This is a genomic window from Chitinophaga sp. LS1 (assembly GCF_034274695.1).
Taxonomy (GTDB): Bacteria; Bacteroidota; Bacteroidia; order Chitinophagales; family Chitinophagaceae; genus Chitinophaga.
In genome coordinates, this window is sequence record NZ_CP128362.1 from 7,885,833 (window position 1) to 7,901,613 (window position 15,781).

Below are 15,781 nucleotides of genomic sequence, written 5' to 3' on the forward strand. Positions count from 1 at the left end.
TCAGCGCGTAAAATGACAGATGAGATCTTATTGGGCGAACTTACGACAGCGCTATCCTGCCAGTCAGGAGTGAAAATACACATTAATTGCGCAGAAAAAATATCCGGTGGAGATATTAACGAAACATATAAGCTCTCCACATCTGACGGAACGTTGTTTCTGAAAATGAACGATGCGCATATCTATCCTGACATGTTCCTGCGGGAACTGAACGGACTCAATATACTCCGTAATACCAATGCCATCTCTGTACCCAGGCCACTGGCCACAGGTACCGTGGGAGACAAAGGTTTCCTTGTCACTGAGTTTATGGAAAAAGGCAGCGTGACGCCTGACTTCTGGGAAAACTTTGGTGCAAGCCTGTCAAGAGTACATCGCCAGACACAGACATACTACGGATTTCAGGAGACCAATTACATCGGTACCCTCAAGCAATACAATACGCCTTATAGCAGCTGGCCGGTGTTCTACGCATTTAACAGGTTGCAACCCCTGACCAGGGCTGCCTATGACCAGCAGGTGATGGACAAGGCAATGGTGGTACAGATGGAACACCTGTGGAAGCAGCTGCCAGGTATGTTTCCCGACGAAAAGCCGGCATTACTGCATGGCGACCTCTGGTCTGGTAACTTCATGGTGGGCAAAGATGGCAAGGCATGTGTGTATGACCCGGCGGTATATTATGGAAACAGGGAAATGGATCTGGCTATGACCAGACTGTTTGGTGGTTTTGATACCCGCTTTTACTTCAGCTATCAAACCATGTATCCGCTGGCTGAAGGATGGCAGTCCAGAATTGGTGTCTGCCAGTTATATCCGCTCATGGTGCACCTGCTCTTATTCGGAGGTAGCTATTATAATAATGTAAAGGAAATTCTTGACGAATTCTGATTACTGATAGATCTTCATTCTATCGTACTCTGCCTCAATAATTGGATAGAATTTTTCCACTTCTTCCGAAATATTGGCAAACAACGCATCTACCTCTTCAGGAGGCAGCGCTGTATTTGCATTCAACGTGTTTTCCAGATTCTGCATACGGGCACTAATCCATGTAAGTCCCACCATAGAGAAATTGGGTTTCAGTTTGTGCACCTGAAATTTCAGGAGTTCCCAATCCCGTGCATTTACTAAAGCCTGAATCTTCACCAGTTCTTCCCTGATCGTTTTCAAAAATATTTCAAAGAGATCCGCCGCGTACGAAATATTGTTCTCATACAGGGTATTGAGGTACTTTACATCCAGGTCCTTATGGAACTCAAAACCAGACGTGTTGTTTGTTTCTTCCATTATAAGTTCAGTTTCGTCTTCATTCAGGTATTTATTCAACACCTGTAACAATTGATCGGGGGTATATGGTTTCGTTAGTATATCGGTAATACCGGCCTGCCTTGCCTGTGTAAACGTACTTTCCATAGCGAGGGCAGTAGTGGCTACCAGTGGAGTAGCTACGTTCGGTTTATCTTCATCTTCTCGGATCCGGCCAGCCAGCTCCAGTCCGTTGAGTCCGGGAATCCGGATATCGATCAGGACCAGGTCATACTGTCTTGAATTCAAAAAATAGAGTGCATCCGGCCCATTGGTGGCCAGCTGGTGCTCCACGTTATATTTTTCCAGCAGGCTGTTAATGTAATGAAGGTTCATCGCATTGTCCTCAATCACAAGTACACTTGATCCTGAAAAACTGGCCTGCTTACGGCGTGCTCCCGCTCCGGGCGTGGTGACGGCCGACTTCCGGGTATCGATAAAGGGCAGGTTGAACGAAAAACAGGTATTGTAGCCCGGTGTGTCTTCCACACATATGGTACCTCCCTGTAGTTCAATCAGTTGTTTGGAAATGGCGAGTCCCAGACCGGTACCGCCATATTTTTCCCTGATTTCCTGTTCTGCCTGTTTATAATTTTTAAAGATCAGTTCCAGTTTGTCTTTACTGATGCCGATACCCGTATCACATATACGAAAGCGTACCCACACTTTGTCATCCTGCCAGCTTTCAGGGGTCACGCGGATGGCAATCTCTCCTTCCGGCGTAAATTTTTCTGCATTACCTAACAAGTTCATTAGGATTTGGTTCAAAAGCGTATCGTCTCCGACCAGGCGATTCTGGATACGGGGATCGATGGTCGCAGAAATTTTTACAGGACGCTGACCCAATTTGAGCTCAAAAGTGTGCCGGAGAGATTGAACCAGGGCGGTGAGGTTAAACTCCCGCTGATTGACCTGAAACTCCCCTGCTTCGATCTTGGAGATATCAAGAATATCGGAAATCAGTCCCAGGAGGATATTGGAACTATGTTTTAATATATTAATGTAGTCTTGCTGATGGCCGTCGAGGTTCGTTTCTTCCAGCAGGTGGGTCATACCGATAATGACATTGAGGGGAGTACGAATTTCGTGGCTCATGCTGGCCAGAAATTCTTTTTGTGCACCCCGGGCCTCTTCAGCCTGCTGCCGGGCCTGCTCAAGGGTAGCCTGCTGTAGTTGCCTGCCGGAAATGTCGGTTACCTGCCACATGCTGCCGTTAAAGACCCCGTTGTGCCAGAGCGGCGTATAGTTCAGTTCGAAAATGCGGCCGTCGGAAAAAAGGAGTTCCTGCCCAAAGTAGGGATTTTTCTGTGTTAACAGGTCTTCAACTGTGGCGAGAAATGCTTCAGGATTCCGGGCGCCCCTGGCCAGGTATCGGGCGATGGTAGCAAAGGGCAGATCGGGTACAAGATCAATATCTTCTCCTGTATATTGTTGAAATACAGCGTTTACCCATACGATGTGCTGCTCCGCATCGAGGAGAAGGATACCGGCATTGGTGTGCTGGAAATAAACGCTGATTGGCAGTGAAAATATGTCCGGCGGCGAAATGCTTCGGGTAATGGGATGTTTTCTCGTACCTTTGATCCGGGCCATTGGTTATGAATGGAAAGTGTACAGTGATACTGATTTTATACAGCACGAATATAATAATTAATTAATTGGTTTTCACTAATCTAGCTGTTAAAACCTGTTATTCGGGCGGATGTGAAAAAGCGAATGTAGGAAATTTTTGCATTTGCAAATATTTGGTTACCTTTGCATCCCTCTAAAAGTGAGGATTTTATTATGAAACAACTCCGTCAATTTGAAATTGCCTTTGTGGGGCTCAAACCCGGAGAGCATACATTTGAATACCAAGTTACGGATAGTTTTTTTGAAAACTACGGACCGCAGGATTTCAGCGACTGTAACGCAACAGTAAAGCTGACCTTAGACAAGAAAAGTGATTTTTTCCTGTTAAAGTTTGAAATTGGCGGATCAGTTAGCGTAATTTGTGACCGTTGTGGACAACCATTTAATCTTCAGCTCTGGGACGATTTTACCCAGGTGGTGAAGATGGTGGAGAATCCTGAGGAGATTGAAGGTGATGAGGATCCGGAAGTATCTTATATTTCGAGAACGGAATCGCACCTGAATGTCGGTGAATGGATTTACGAATTCATCAACCTGAGCATTCCTATGCAGAAGATACACCCGGATGTGGATGGCAAAAGCACATGTGATCCGAAAGTATTGGAAATGCTGGATCAGATGAACAAACAATCTGACGCTCAGGACAATCCAATTTGGAAAGACCTGGACAAATTCCGGAGCAATTAAGCCTGGATTTTAAGGGAAAAGATACTTATTGAAACATTAAACTAGGACAATTAAAAACTAAATACGATGCCAAATCCGAAACGCAGACATTCTCAGCAAAGATCAGCTAAGAGAAGGACGCATTACAAGGCCTTTGCGGATACTTTAAGCACAGATAGCGCAACTGGTGAAGTGCACCTGAGACATCGTGCTCACTGGGTAGAGAACAAACTGTACTACAGAGGAAAAGTTGTATTGGAAAAACAAAGCAGCGCTAAATAATTTTACTATTTTTACCCCGAGCAAAGACAAATTTAAACGTTCATGAGAATCGGGCTAGATATGATGGGCGGTGATTATGCCCCCGTCGAAGCAGTAAAAGGAGTAAAATTATTTTTAGATACTGTTGCAGCAGATGCACATCTGGTGCTGATTGGTGATGAGGTAGCCCTGGCTCCCTTATTATCTGAAGCGCAGTTGGACCAATCAAAATATTCAGTTGTTCATTCATCCCAGGTTATTGGGATGAATGAACATCCTACCAAGGCGCTGAAGGAAAAGCAACATTCTTCTATCAGTATTGGGTTTCACCTGTTACAGAGCGGGAAGATTGATGCATTCATCAGTGCTGGAAATACAGGCGCTATGATGGTTGGAACATTCTATTCCATCAAAGCGATTGAAGGGGTTCAGCGGCCAACGATATCTACACCAGTGCCAAGATTGGACGGCTCTATCGGGCTGTTACTCGACGTTGGTATCAATGCCGATTGTAAAGCAGAAAACCTGCTCCAATTTGCAATACTTGGGTCTCTCTATTCCAAACATATCCTGAATGTAAGTAATCCTACTGTAGGTCTGCTGAATATCGGAGAAGAGGAAGGTAAAGGTAATCTGCTGGCACAAGCCACTTATCCTTTGCTGAAAGAACACCCTGGTTTAAATTTCATTGGCAATGTGGAAGGTCGTGATGTACTGACTGGCAAGGCTGATGTCATTGTATGTGAAGGTTTTACGGGTAATGTTGTACTCAAGATGGCTGAGTCACTGCACGATATAGCAGTACAGCGGAATATTAATGATGAGTACATGGACCGGTTTAACTTCCAGAGCTATGGCGGTACTCCTGTATTAGGCGTATCAAAGCCGGTGATCATAGGCCATGGTATATCGAAAGATACTGCCTTTAAGAATATGATCGTGCTGGCACAACAAATGATCGAAACGAAACTGCTGGAGAAGATCCGGGAGAGTTTTGTGAAATAATTTACATCCTATTAGAACTAAAAATTATTGATACCAGTCGCAAGGCTGGTATTTTTTTGCGTTGTTTAAAAACAAGGTCGGACATAATGCCCGACCTTGTTTCTTTATACAGGATTTGCCGCCAGCGGCAACTTTACATAAAATGTAGTCCCAACCGTTAACTGTGTCTCAAACCAGATCTCTCCCCTCGCCTGCTCCACAATATTCTTACACATTGCTAACCCTAAACCAGTCCCTGAATTCTTCGTCGTAAAGTTCGGTACAAATATCTTAGACTGAACCTCAGGCGGAATACCATCCCCATTATCCGATACACTCACCACTACCCAACCCGGATCTACCTCCTCCATATTGATGGTGATCATCCCCTCTCTTTCTTCCGGTATAGCCTGTATCGCATTCTGCAGGAGATTTGTAAACAACCGGTTCATCTGTGTCTTATCTGCAAATACATAAAACGCATGCCCCGGATGATTGAACTGAATTGTACTATGTTCGTGGCTTTGGTACAGCTCTTTTAAAGAATGTAATACCTCATTCAGCATCAACACCTCACTATTCGCCTCCCCTATCCTTGCAAATGCAGAGAAATCTGATGCGATATTCGCCAGGTGTTCTATCTGCTCTACCAACGTACGCGCTACATTCGTAGACAGCTGTTTTACATTCGGTGCATCATTATCTATCGCCCTTTGCAGATACTGAATACTCAGCTTCATAGGTGTGAGCGGGTTCTTGATCTCATGCGCCACCTGTCTCGCCATCTCTCTCCACGCCCCTTCACGCTCACTCTTTGCCAGTCTTGCCGCACTCACCTCGAGCTTTCTCACCATTTTATTGTATTCTTTTACCACGGCCCCGATCTCATCATCCTTCTCCCATTCTATCTCATCATTCTGCTGCCCTAAGCTCACATGTCGCAAGCGCTCTGTCACTAAGGAGAATGACTTTGTAATAGAGTTGGTAATTAATAATGCTAATAACCCTGCTATTAAGAAAATAAACGCATTGAAATTGATGAGCGCCACTAAGAAGTTGGAGATCTGCTGGTTCAATTCCGTTTGCGTTGCAAAATACGGTACATTCAGATAAGCGAAGATCTCTCCATTATTACGCAACGGTGCATAGCCAGATAAGTACCCCATGGAACCGATCTTCTCCTTCTGGATCCACTGGATCTTTTGCTGACGCCCCAGTTGCATATATGCATCCGGATTTATTTTTCTGGACAACAGCCCTTTCTCTGTAATCAGTGGCTGCGTTGTTACCTGCAAATTTCCATCCCTGTCATAAATGTTTATATCCAACGCCCGCTCATCCGCAATCTCTCCAATGGATTCTGACAAACTGGCCTGGAATATCGGATCATACAGATCCTCCAGGTCATCAAACATGCGTTGGTTCGCAAATACCTTCTCCACTTCATGCGTCACCTCATTGATCGTATGGCTCAGACGCTCCTTATTCTCCCTTTCAGAACGATCAATGAAGAACAATACCGTGGTCAGACCTAAGATCACAAATGCAAATACCACAATGAAAATGATAGTCCCGGTTACCTTTCTTCTGATATTAATATTGACCAGTGATTTCAGGTTACCAATCCGCATTCTTGCTTTTACCAACAGATCCAGCACCCTGTAAATGGCAATGATCAACAGGAACAGGCAGAACATGTACGCAAAGAGCGTGATAAATTCTATAAAGCTCCTGATCTCTTTCGCCACAATCACGACCTTGTCTTTCGAAGCTTTGTAGTACATCAGCGAATACCCATTCACCGTCTTCACCGTCACTTCATCTGTAGGCATATCCGAATCGTACAACTTGACCGGAAACGAGTAATCATTGTTATTATTTACCAGTTGCCCCTTGTCATAAATCGCATAAGAATAAGTAGCATTAGACTCTTTTTCAGGGTCATAGATCTCTCCATCCACCAGCAATTCAGGATACAATCGTTGTGAATTGACCACCGCAGGCGTCAGCTCATATACCAGGTAACCTGCCTTATCCCCATTGCGGTAAAAGTCTTTCTGACCTATATAACTATAATCATTGAATCCCCTTTCATTATAATAGAGATCATTCCCGATCAGTTCTGATTCCACCAGCATCTTCCTGCTCAGTGAATAGAAAGAACTGGTGTCACCACCATAGATCGGCATCCCGTTCTCATCAAAAGCATAGATGTCTACCTTAAATCGACCCAGGTATCCTTTAAAATATTTTTGCTTCAACTCATTCTCCAGCGTACTCCTGGGCATATTCCCCCCATTCGCCTGCTGAAAAAAGTATTGTAACAGTTCATCCCGCTCCATCTGCTTTGTTACATCTGTGAGCAGCATTTCAAGATAAGGGTCCTTTTGTTTTGACAATTCTATCGCCATCCTCTCACGCAGACTAAGCTCCTTCTGGTCGTTGTAATACACCAGCACCGCAGAGGTCGTGATCGTCAGCAAAAACAACCAGAACAAAAACGGCACTGTCGCCAGACTATTCTCAAATTTAAACGCCAGTGCATCCAGCAGGATCACATAGATGATCAGCCATATCACCAAAGCAATGGAATAATGTATCTCCGGATTATGGATCCTGAACACCAGCCACACTACACCGACTATCGCCAGGAATACATACTTGGTACGATGCCTGAAACTGGTCAGCTCATTGAGCAGTGAATTCACAATCTGCGAAAAGAAGAGGAAGCTAAACGCGATGAACCCTAATATGATCGCACCGATGATGCTGTATTCATTCAGACTGAATGGATTCGCCACATCAAAAGAAATGCGGGAGTCGATCACCAGACTCTGAATGAGCTCAGACAAAAACTGTCCGACTACATACATGATATAACTACTCAGAATGATCACACCTCTTAGCTGCCATACATTCTTCACCGGCGGCGCTTTGATCGATTTTACATGCTGCCTGAAAAACAGTAACAACCAAAACGTCAGCGATACATTCAGCAACAGGTCACCCAGCGATCGGAAGATCTCATCCTTTGCATAGATCAAAGGCGTGAAGATATTGAGTGTTCGCAGGTTGAAAGGAAACGGGTACACATAGCTCAGTAACCTGAATACGACAATGACTGCCGCCAGGAACAGAAATCCATTCAGGGCGCTCTTCTGTCTTGCCAGAGTAGCGGCAAAGAGGTTGATGAAGATCAATACACAGATACAACCCATTACTCTGAGTATGACACTCAGCAGGTTAGGTGGCTTGGTATCCAGCGTTCTGTCGTAGTGCAGGTAAAAAAGGATCAGCCCTTTGCCATTGAGTACGGGTATACCCGGGGCTTTGAGATTAATATTGTATTCCCGCCCCAGCGCAGGTTTATCATAAAAGTGATCGACCAGGTAATTGTTCGTAATACTATACTCCATCATGACCGGAATTACACCGACCATAAAGCGTTCATGACCGGCCTCCGGACTAAATACCCGGCGGCACAGCACTTCATAATATCCGTTTTTTAATTTTACGAAGCGGTTTCCATCCACCAGCGGCACCTGCCATTCTTCCGGCGTCACCATATTGGTGCTCCAGAATACCAGCCAGCGGCCGGCCACACTGCTATCGTAGGCAAAAACATAAAAGTCCTTTGTATCCAGACTTTTTATTTCCTTCTCATTGTAATTGCGTGAAAAAAGATGGTTGAGCAGCAACTGATCTTTGATTATTTTTTCAAAGGACGCTTCCCGCTGGGAGATGCTTTTTTCCAGGCTGCGCTTCACTCCCATGGGGGAGGAATAGTAAGACCAGTAGTTACTAAACAGGAAGGAAAAGGTAAACAGCCAGGCTGCTACGATCAGTAGATATCCGTGTCGGATAAAGAAAAGCCGTATTTCTTTAATGTCTAACATTTTTTCGCTTCGTTCCAGAGTTCATCCATTTCACCCAGCGTCATTTCATCCAAAGATTTGCCTTTTTCGGCCGCTTTCTTTTCAATATACTGGAAGCGGCTGATGAATTTTTTATTAGTACGTTCCAGTGCATTTTCTGCATCAATCTTCAGAAAACGTGAATAGTTGACCAGAGAAAAGAGTACATCCCCGAATTCCCCTTCAATTTCGTCGGGATTGCCGGTAGCCACTACTTCTTCCAGTTCCTGTACTTCCTCTTTCACTTTATCCCATACCTGTTCCGTGGTATCCCACTCAAAACCGACAGTTTTTGCCTTGGATTGCAGGCGCATGGCCTTTACCAATGCAGGCAGGGATACAGGTACACCACTGAGTACAGAGGTCTTGCCTTCTTTCAGTTTCAGTTTTTCCCAGTTTTGTTTAACGGCATCCTCATCTTCGGCTTTGACATCGCCATAGATGTGCGGATGGCGGAAAATGAGCTTTTCACAGATGCCGTTGATCACATCTGTCATGGTAAACTGCCCTTGTTCGGCGCCTATTTTGGCATAAAAAACGATATGCAGCAGCAGGTCGCCCAGTTCTTCCTTAATGGATTTCCAGTCGGAAGTGGTGATAGCGTCTGCCAGTTCATATAATTCTTCAATAGATTGCTGACGCAGGGTGTGGATGGTTTGTTTTCTATCCCAGGGGCATTTTTCCCTGAGATCATCCATAATACTGAGTAGCCGTTCGAAGGCTGCGTTATTTTCCATTTGTCAAATATAAGGAATATGTGTCCGCTGCTAATTTCGGGCCGAAATTTGAGGATATCCGGCCGGCCATCATATGTTAATTTCTTTTTGCTGATGACAAAGGCATTTTCTTTACATTTGTCGGCCGGTTTAATCACCGTAAAAAGACTAATTTTCGTTTCATGAATACCAAACACATTGCACTTATTTCGTCTGAATTGGGCATTCCAGCCCGTTCAGCTGAGAATACCATGAATTTGCTGGCAGAAGGGTCTACGGTACCTTTTATCAGTCGCTACCGTAAGGAAGTGACAGGCAGCCTTGATGAGGTGCAGATAGGCCGTATTGAAGACCTCCAGAAACGTTACAAGGAGATTGATGAACGTCGTGCGTTCATTATCAAAACCATTACAGACCAGGAGAAAATGACCCCTGAGCTGCAGGACAAACTGGAAACTACCTGGGTACTGACAGAACTGGAAGATATTTATCTGCCATACAAACCCAAACGTAAGACCAGGGCTACTGTGGCAATTGAAAAAGGCCTGGAACCACTGGCTAAAATGCTGTTTGAACAACAGGAAGGTATACCACAATCCCTTGCAGAACAGTTCCTTAACGAGCAGGTAGCCTCTACGGACGAAGCCCTGAAAGGTGCCCGCGATATCATGGCTGAGTGGATTAACGAAAATGCTGAGCTGCGTGACAAAATGCGTAAGCTTTTCAACCATACTTCTGTTTTAACATCCAAAGTGATTGAAGGCAAAGAAGAGGAAGGCAATAAATACAAAGATTACTTCGATTTCAACGAAGATTTCAGCAAAATACCTTCTCACCGTGTACTGGCTATTCTGCGTGGAGAGGCGGAAGGATTCCTCTATGGCACCATCGCGCCTAATGAGGAAGATGCGATTGAGATCATGGATAAACAATTCATTACCACCCGCAATGCTGCTGCAGAGCAGATAGGAAAAGCGATCACAGATTCTTACAAACGTCTGCTGCGTCCTTCACTGGAAAATGAATTCCGTGCACTGGCAAAGGACAGGGCGGATCAGGAAGCAATCGAGGTGTTCGCAGAGAACCTGCGTCAGCTGTTGCTCGCTGCACCACTGGGGCCTAAAGCTGTAATTGCCATTGACCCGGGTTATAGAACCGGTTGTAAAGTGGTAGCACTGGACAACCAGGGTAATATGCTGGACAACGATGTAATTTACCCACTGGAAAAGAACTATAAACGTGATGACGCAGAAGCCCTGCTGAAAAAATGGGCTGATCGTTATGACACTTCTGCTATCGCAGTTGGTAATGGTACTGCTGGTAGAGAGACAGAAGAATTTGTGAAGAAGATTGATTTTGGTAAAAAGATCAACGTATTCATGGTGAATGAAAGTGGTGCTTCTGTGTATTCTGCATCTGAAGTAGCGCGTGAGGAATTCCCTGAATTTGATGTAACTGTGCGTGGCGCCATATCTATTGGCCGCAGACTGATCGATCCGCTGGCAGAGCTGGTAAAGATTGATCCGAAAGCGATTGGTGTGGGTCAGTACCAGCACGATGTGAATCAGTCTCAGTTGAAACAGAGCCTGGACAGAGTAGTGGTAAGTTGTGTGAACAATGTAGGAGTGAACCTGAATACGGCATCCAAGCACCTGCTGGCGTATGTATCTGGTTTAGGGCCAAGTCTGGCGGAGAATATTGTAAAATACCGTAAGGAGAATGGTGCATTCAGCAATCGTTCACAGCTGAAGAAAGTAACCCGTTTGGGTGAAAAGGCGTTCGAACAGTGTGCGGGGTTCCTTCGTATTGAGAATGGCGATAACCCACTGGATAATTCAGCAGTACACCCTGAGCGTTATAAACTGATTGAAAGCATGGCTTCCAAACAGCATTGTACTGTGCAGGATCTGATAGCGAAAGAAGATCTGCGTAAGCAGATCAACCCTAAGGAGTATGTAAGTGAAGAAGTAGGTCTGCTTACTTTGGAAGACATCCTGAAGGAGTTGGATAAGCCAAGCCGTGACCCACGCGATGAGATAGCGATCTTTGAATATGCGGAAGGGATCAAGAGTATGGAAGATCTGAGAGTAGGTATGACATTGCCAGGTGTGGTAACGAATATTACGAACTTCGGTGCGTTTGTGGATGTAGGGGTGAAACAGGATGGTCTGGTGCATATTTCTCATTTGAGCAATAAATATATCAGCAATCCTAATGAGGCGGTGAAGTTGAACCAGAAGGTGACGGTGACAGTGTTGGAGGTAGATCCATCCCGTAAACGTATATCATTGTCAATGAAGACGAATGAGCCTGCGCAGCAGCAGCAACCCAGAAACAGGGAGCAGCAGCGTAAACCGGATAATAATAACAACAATAGTAAAAAGGCTGCACCAGCACCTTTGAATGATTTCCAGGCTAAGCTGGCGGAGTTGAAGAAGAAGTTTAATTAATTCTTTGTTTTATAATTATAAAGAGGCCCATTCCTTACCGGAATGGGCCTCTTTTTGCTGAAAATGGTTTTATGCTAATGAGTGAATTCGCGGTTTCAGGAATGTTTCTTTTTCTGAAAAGGGACTCATTCTCATTAGTGAATTATCTCTTTTATGAATGTTTCTTTTTCTAAAAATAACCTCATTCCATTAGTGAATTCCCTCTTTCAGGAATGTTTTTATTTGACTTAATTACCGAATTTCTCTTTCCACTTTAGTAGTTTTTCCGGAAACCTCGGATCCCGCTGCTCACTATACAGCTTTACAATCCCATTTGCCGCCACACCTGCATATACGATATCAGATTTCATATCGATTGCAATCGCGGCTTCATCAGCCCCGCAATAGTGTTTACGACAGCCCTGGTTATACAGTACATCATTTTCTACTTCAATAGGAGGTGCGACGTCAAAACGCTCGCGCAGGGTATTGTTATCATTTCCCAACAAAGTCTTAAGCCGCGATTTGAGCGGTTCACGTTGCAGTATATCCGTTTCCGTAATATACTTGCCGTCGTACTGTTCAAAATGCTTCCAGGAGGTCACTTTCACGAGTTCAACCGCGTCGTTAATGGTTATCATTGTATCTGTCTCCGGCGCTTCAATGTTGTCTTTCTTCTCCCTTGCATTATTCATTGAGGGTTCTTTGCACCCGAAGATGCATGTAGCCATCACGGTGATGGCTGTCACTTGTTTGGTAAATGTCATGATTTCATTGTTCACGGCCTTTCTATAGCCGCTATCATTTTCCTTTAAATACAGGTACTCGTTTTTCTACAAAAGCCTGCATGCCTTCTTTCTGATCATCGGAGGCAAACAGCAGGTAGAAGTTCTTCCTTTCAAAATGTAAGCCTTCTTCCAGCGAGCTATCGAAAGCTTTCAGTACAGACTCTTTCGCCATGCGTACAGCGAGTGGACTCAGTGCTGCAATTTCGGTCGCTAACTGGATTGCTTCCTGCAAATATAATTCAACCGGAACGATACGGTTAATTAGTCCTGCATTTAATGCTTCAATTGCGGTAATAAATTTTCCCGTCAGTACCATTTCCATAGCAAGAGCTTTGCCCACGGCCCTTGTCAGGCGTTGGGTCCCTCCTGCTCCGGGCATCACGCCGATCTTGATTTCAGGTTGTCCAAATCGGGCGGTTTCACTGGCTATGATCATATCGCAAAGCATAACGAGTTCACAGCCACCGCCTAATGCAAAACCGCTTACTGCTGCAATCAACGGCTTTTTTGTTTTCTTTATTGTATCCCAGGTACTGAATTGATCTATATTATACATATCCATGGCAGTTTTCCCTGCCATCTGTTTGATATCAGCGCCTGCCGCAAAAGCTTTTTCATTTCCGCTGATCACGATTACGCGTACACTCTCGTCTGCGTCCAGTGATTTTAATGCGTCCTTCAGCTCTGTCATTAATTGCAGATTGAGGGCATTCAGTTCTTTAGGGCGGTTCAATTGGATGTGCGCAACATATGGCGCTACCTGCTGGTGTATGATTATAAATTCTGGTTGCATCCCCTAATTTACATCAAAATTGTAAGCAATAATGAAAACCCGGTGAAGACCAGTAAGAGGGTGAAACTATATAACAACACCAGTAATAATGCTTTCCAGAATGACTTGCCGCCATAGATTCTCTTTAATGACAGCATGAGGTAAATAAAGACGACGATAAGTCCAAAAACAGATATAAAATCTACATTAAAGAGCCAATCTAATATGGTGGTGAAAAGGTAGAAGATAAAAAAGAACGTATGGAAGTGTAGGGAGAAAATTGCATGGTCGGCATAGAACCATTGCTTGCTGCGGCGGTAAAACCATTTGAGGTAAAGGGCAAATAGCGGGAGTAAGACGAACATCATTTTAGGATAGTTATGCTGGAATCGTTCGTCCATGCTCTCCTCTCCTTTTTCCTTCCGTTCTTTCTGTTTAAAATACTGGCGGACAGCCTGTTTTGTAATAATCCCATCCCGCTGACTTTCAGGGAGGGCTTTTTGGGCGGCCAAATAGCCTTTTTCATCCTTGTACTTGTCCATTTTTTCGGCCCAGGCTTTGGCGACGCTATCCGTTTTGTCATAGTCATTCAGGTTGTAGCTTTCGGTGACCACCACTCCTGGGGTGTCACCTTTTTCTTCCTTATGCGTAAAGGCGAAATAACTGAAGAAAAAAACGAAGGACGTAAAGATGTAGAACTTAATCGGATTCACGTACCGGACCCTTTTGCCGGCGGTATATTCCTGGGTGAGGAACCCTGGCCGGAACAGCAGGTACTTGAGTGTGATTAATGTCTTTGAATCATAATGGATTACATCGGCGAAGAAGTGGTTGAACAGGTGGCCGAAAGTTTCGTGAGGAACGGTATTTTCCTGACCACAATGAGTACAGTAGCGCTCCGGAACTTCGGTGCCACAATTAAGACAGTTTTTTTCTGCCCTGATAGGTTGTGTTTTCAAATGGCTAAAGTGTTAGTCCTATAAATATAATTTTTTTAATCTGTTTTACGTTTTAGTGGAATACCAAATTGGGTTGGGACTGGATTTCAATAATTTACAAATCCTTCATCCATAACATCCCCTAAATCATTATTTTTGCATTTAATATGTACACGAGGAAAACTTTATTTACAATAGCCATATTTCTGGGACTTTACACAGGAGCCAGGGCCCAGTATTATTACCTGGATATCCTCAATACCAAACAGACGGAGGCCAACCAGGCTAATTTCAAAAAGGCCAAAGTACAATCTCAGATAGTAGTAAGTCTCGATGCCGAGGGACGGAAGACCGATTACGACTTTAAGAGTGAGCGGGATTTTCTGGACGACTACCGTCAGCTGATGACAGTGACCGCTTCCATCGCTACAGGCCGTTCCATTATGCGTACGTACTTTAATCCCCATGGTCAGCTGACGAAGATTGTGGATAGTACCCGTAATGTGATTACTACAACCATTTATACGTACGACAAGTACGACTCTTCCCATAATATCAAGGAAATTTACGTCAAAACCGAGGATCCCAAGAATAAATACACAGTATCAGAAACAAGACGGTATGTGTACGATTCTCTGAACAGACCTACCAGAATGATCCATTTCCGTGGGGAAAAGCTGGAGGACTCAACGACGGTTAAATTTGTACTGGATAGTGCAGGACACATAGTAGAAGAGCAGGAAACGAACAAAGGCAAGATCTATTACAAGTACAATGACCAGGGTTTACTGACAGATATTTACCGCTACTACCCTTCCAAACAGAAGATGTTACCGGATTATGTATTTGACTACGATGCGAAAAACAGGATTGGGGCGACTACAACTGTGAATGTTACATCCGGCGATTATATCATATACAGAAATACGTACAATGAGATGGATCTGTTAGAATCACAGGATGTATATGGCAGGCAGAAAGTGCAGGTAGGTGTGGTCAGGTACAGATATAAATTTTAAAGATTTTTAGAAAAGGCTGTGGTATCGCAGTCTTTTTTATTTACTTTAAAGCTGGGCTGGGCTTGATTTTCGGGTAGTGGGTTACAAATTTTAAAAAATAAGGATAAGATTTTTTTGTTTTTATAAAACAAATCCTATCTTTGCAATCCCAACGAAAAAACAACGGGTTGTTTCTGAGGGAAATAAGTTCTTAATACAAGCGGAAGTAGCTCATTTGGTAGAGCACGACCTTGCCAAGGTCGGGGTGGCCGGTTCGAGCCCGGTCTTCCGCTCACTGACAAACTTCCAAATTGCAGTGCAATTTGGATTTTTTGTTTAGGGCCACCCGGGTGGTGGAATCGGTAGACACGCGGG

12 protein-coding genes and 1 tRNA gene are annotated in these 15,781 nt (G+C 44.3%); 7 read left to right on the forward strand and 6 right to left on the reverse strand.

The genetic code is table 11. The features are described 5' to 3' along the window. The first annotated feature begins 12 nt into the window (after positions 1 to 12). A complete protein-coding gene (locus QQL36_RS32425; RefSeq protein ID WP_083725520.1) occupies positions 13 to 891 on the forward strand; it encodes a fructosamine kinase family protein in 879 nt (292 codons plus the stop codon). Here the strand turns inward: QQL36_RS32425 and QQL36_RS32430 are convergent, their stop codons facing one another. Next, entirely contained in the window at positions 892 to 2,901 is a 2,010-nt protein-coding gene (locus QQL36_RS32430; protein ID WP_083725518.1) for an ATP-binding protein, read from the reverse strand. A gap of 192 nt (positions 2,902 to 3,093) precedes the next feature. Between QQL36_RS32430 and QQL36_RS32435 the strand changes: the two genes are divergently transcribed. The 3 genes from QQL36_RS32435 (at position 3,094) to plsX (ending at position 4,872) form a co-directional block, all read left to right on the forward strand. After that, a complete protein-coding gene (locus QQL36_RS32435; protein ID WP_083725516.1) occupies positions 3,094 to 3,627 on the forward strand; it encodes a YceD family protein in 534 nt (177 codons plus the stop codon). Positions 3,628 to 3,693: 66 nt separating this feature from the next. Then, a complete protein-coding gene (gene rpmF / locus QQL36_RS32440) occupies positions 3,694 to 3,888 on the forward strand; it encodes a 50S ribosomal protein L32 (protein WP_072356725.1) in 195 nt (64 codons plus the stop codon). Between the two features lie 42 nt (positions 3,889 to 3,930). Next, positions 3,931 to 4,872, forward strand: coding sequence for a phosphate acyltransferase PlsX (gene plsX, locus QQL36_RS32445; RefSeq protein ID WP_083725514.1), 942 nt, complete (start codon positions 3,931 to 3,933; stop codon positions 4,870 to 4,872). Between the two features lie 104 nt (positions 4,873 to 4,976). Here the strand turns inward: plsX and QQL36_RS32450 are convergent, their stop codons facing one another. Then, complete coding sequence (locus QQL36_RS32450; RefSeq protein WP_083725512.1) at positions 4,977 to 8,747, reverse strand: sensor histidine kinase; 3,771 nt, start codon at positions 8,745 to 8,747, stop codon at positions 4,977 to 4,979. Then, positions 8,741 to 9,502 (reverse strand): nucleoside triphosphate pyrophosphohydrolase, encoded by a 762-nt coding sequence (gene mazG, locus QQL36_RS32455; protein WP_083725510.1) that lies wholly within the window; start codon positions 9,500 to 9,502, stop codon positions 8,741 to 8,743. Before mazG ends, QQL36_RS32450 begins: the two co-directional genes overlap by 7 nt. A 161-nt stretch (positions 9,503 to 9,663) precedes the next feature. Between mazG and QQL36_RS32460 the strand changes: the two genes are divergently transcribed. Continuing rightward, the gene (locus QQL36_RS32460; RefSeq protein WP_321568106.1) at positions 9,664 to 11,931 is read left to right on the forward strand and encodes a Tex family protein; all 2,268 of its coding nucleotides are present in this window, start codon (positions 9,664 to 9,666) and stop codon (positions 11,929 to 11,931) included. 227 nt (positions 11,932 to 12,158) lie between these two features. On the opposite strand, the gene QQL36_RS32465 is transcribed toward QQL36_RS32460, so the two are convergent. The 3 genes from QQL36_RS32465 to QQL36_RS32475 are packed head-to-tail and all read right to left on the reverse strand — an operon-like array spanning position 12,159 to position 14,429. Next, a complete protein-coding gene (locus tag QQL36_RS32465; protein ID WP_143708941.1) occupies positions 12,159 to 12,677 on the reverse strand; it encodes a hypothetical protein in 519 nt (172 codons plus the stop codon). Between the two features lie 34 nt (positions 12,678 to 12,711). Continuing rightward, a complete protein-coding gene (locus QQL36_RS32470) occupies positions 12,712 to 13,491 on the reverse strand; it encodes an enoyl-CoA hydratase-related protein (protein WP_083725504.1) in 780 nt (259 codons plus the stop codon). Between the two features lie 8 nt (positions 13,492 to 13,499). Further along, positions 13,500 to 14,429 carry a DUF3667 domain-containing protein gene (locus QQL36_RS32475; protein WP_321568107.1) on the reverse strand — a complete coding sequence of 310 codons (930 nt, stop codon included), beginning with the start codon at positions 14,427 to 14,429 and terminating at the stop codon, positions 13,500 to 13,502. Between the two features lie 146 nt (positions 14,430 to 14,575). Here QQL36_RS32475 and QQL36_RS32480 point away from each other — a divergent pair, with 146 nt between their 5' ends. Together QQL36_RS32480 and QQL36_RS32485 are read left to right on the forward strand one after the other, a co-directional pair. Next, on the forward strand, positions 14,576 to 15,427 hold the full coding sequence (locus tag QQL36_RS32480) for a hypothetical protein (protein WP_321568108.1): 852 nt from the start codon (positions 14,576 to 14,578) through the stop codon (positions 15,425 to 15,427). Positions 15,428 to 15,626: 199 nt separating this feature from the next. After that, positions 15,627 to 15,699 (forward strand) — tRNA-Gly (locus QQL36_RS32485). Positions 15,700 to 15,781: the final 82 nt, after the last annotated feature.

Coding starts and splice junctions, on each gene's coding strand:
- QQL36_RS32425 (WP_083725520.1), top strand. CDS start 13: ATGACAGATGAGATCTTATTGGGCGAACTTACGACAGCGCTATCCTGC.
- QQL36_RS32430 (WP_083725518.1), bottom strand. CDS start 2,901: ATGGCCCGGATCAAAGGTACGAGAAAACATCCCATTACCCGAAGCATT.
- QQL36_RS32435 (WP_083725516.1), top strand. CDS start 3,094: ATGAAACAACTCCGTCAATTTGAAATTGCCTTTGTGGGGCTCAAACCC.
- rpmF (WP_072356725.1), top strand. CDS start 3,694: ATGCCAAATCCGAAACGCAGACATTCTCAGCAAAGATCAGCTAAGAGA.
- plsX (WP_083725514.1), top strand. CDS start 3,931: ATGAGAATCGGGCTAGATATGATGGGCGGTGATTATGCCCCCGTCGAA.
- QQL36_RS32450 (WP_083725512.1), bottom strand. CDS start 8,747: ATGTTAGACATTAAAGAAATACGGCTTTTCTTTATCCGACACGGATAT.
- mazG (WP_083725510.1), bottom strand. CDS start 9,502: ATGGAAAATAACGCAGCCTTCGAACGGCTACTCAGTATTATGGATGAT.
- QQL36_RS32460 (WP_321568106.1), top strand. CDS start 9,664: ATGAATACCAAACACATTGCACTTATTTCGTCTGAATTGGGCATTCCA.
- QQL36_RS32465 (WP_143708941.1), bottom strand. CDS start 12,677: ATGACATTTACCAAACAAGTGACAGCCATCACCGTGATGGCTACATGC.
- QQL36_RS32470 (WP_083725504.1), bottom strand. CDS start 13,491: ATGCAACCAGAATTTATAATCATACACCAGCAGGTAGCGCCATATGTT.
- QQL36_RS32480 (WP_321568108.1), top strand. CDS start 14,576: ATGTACACGAGGAAAACTTTATTTACAATAGCCATATTTCTGGGACTT.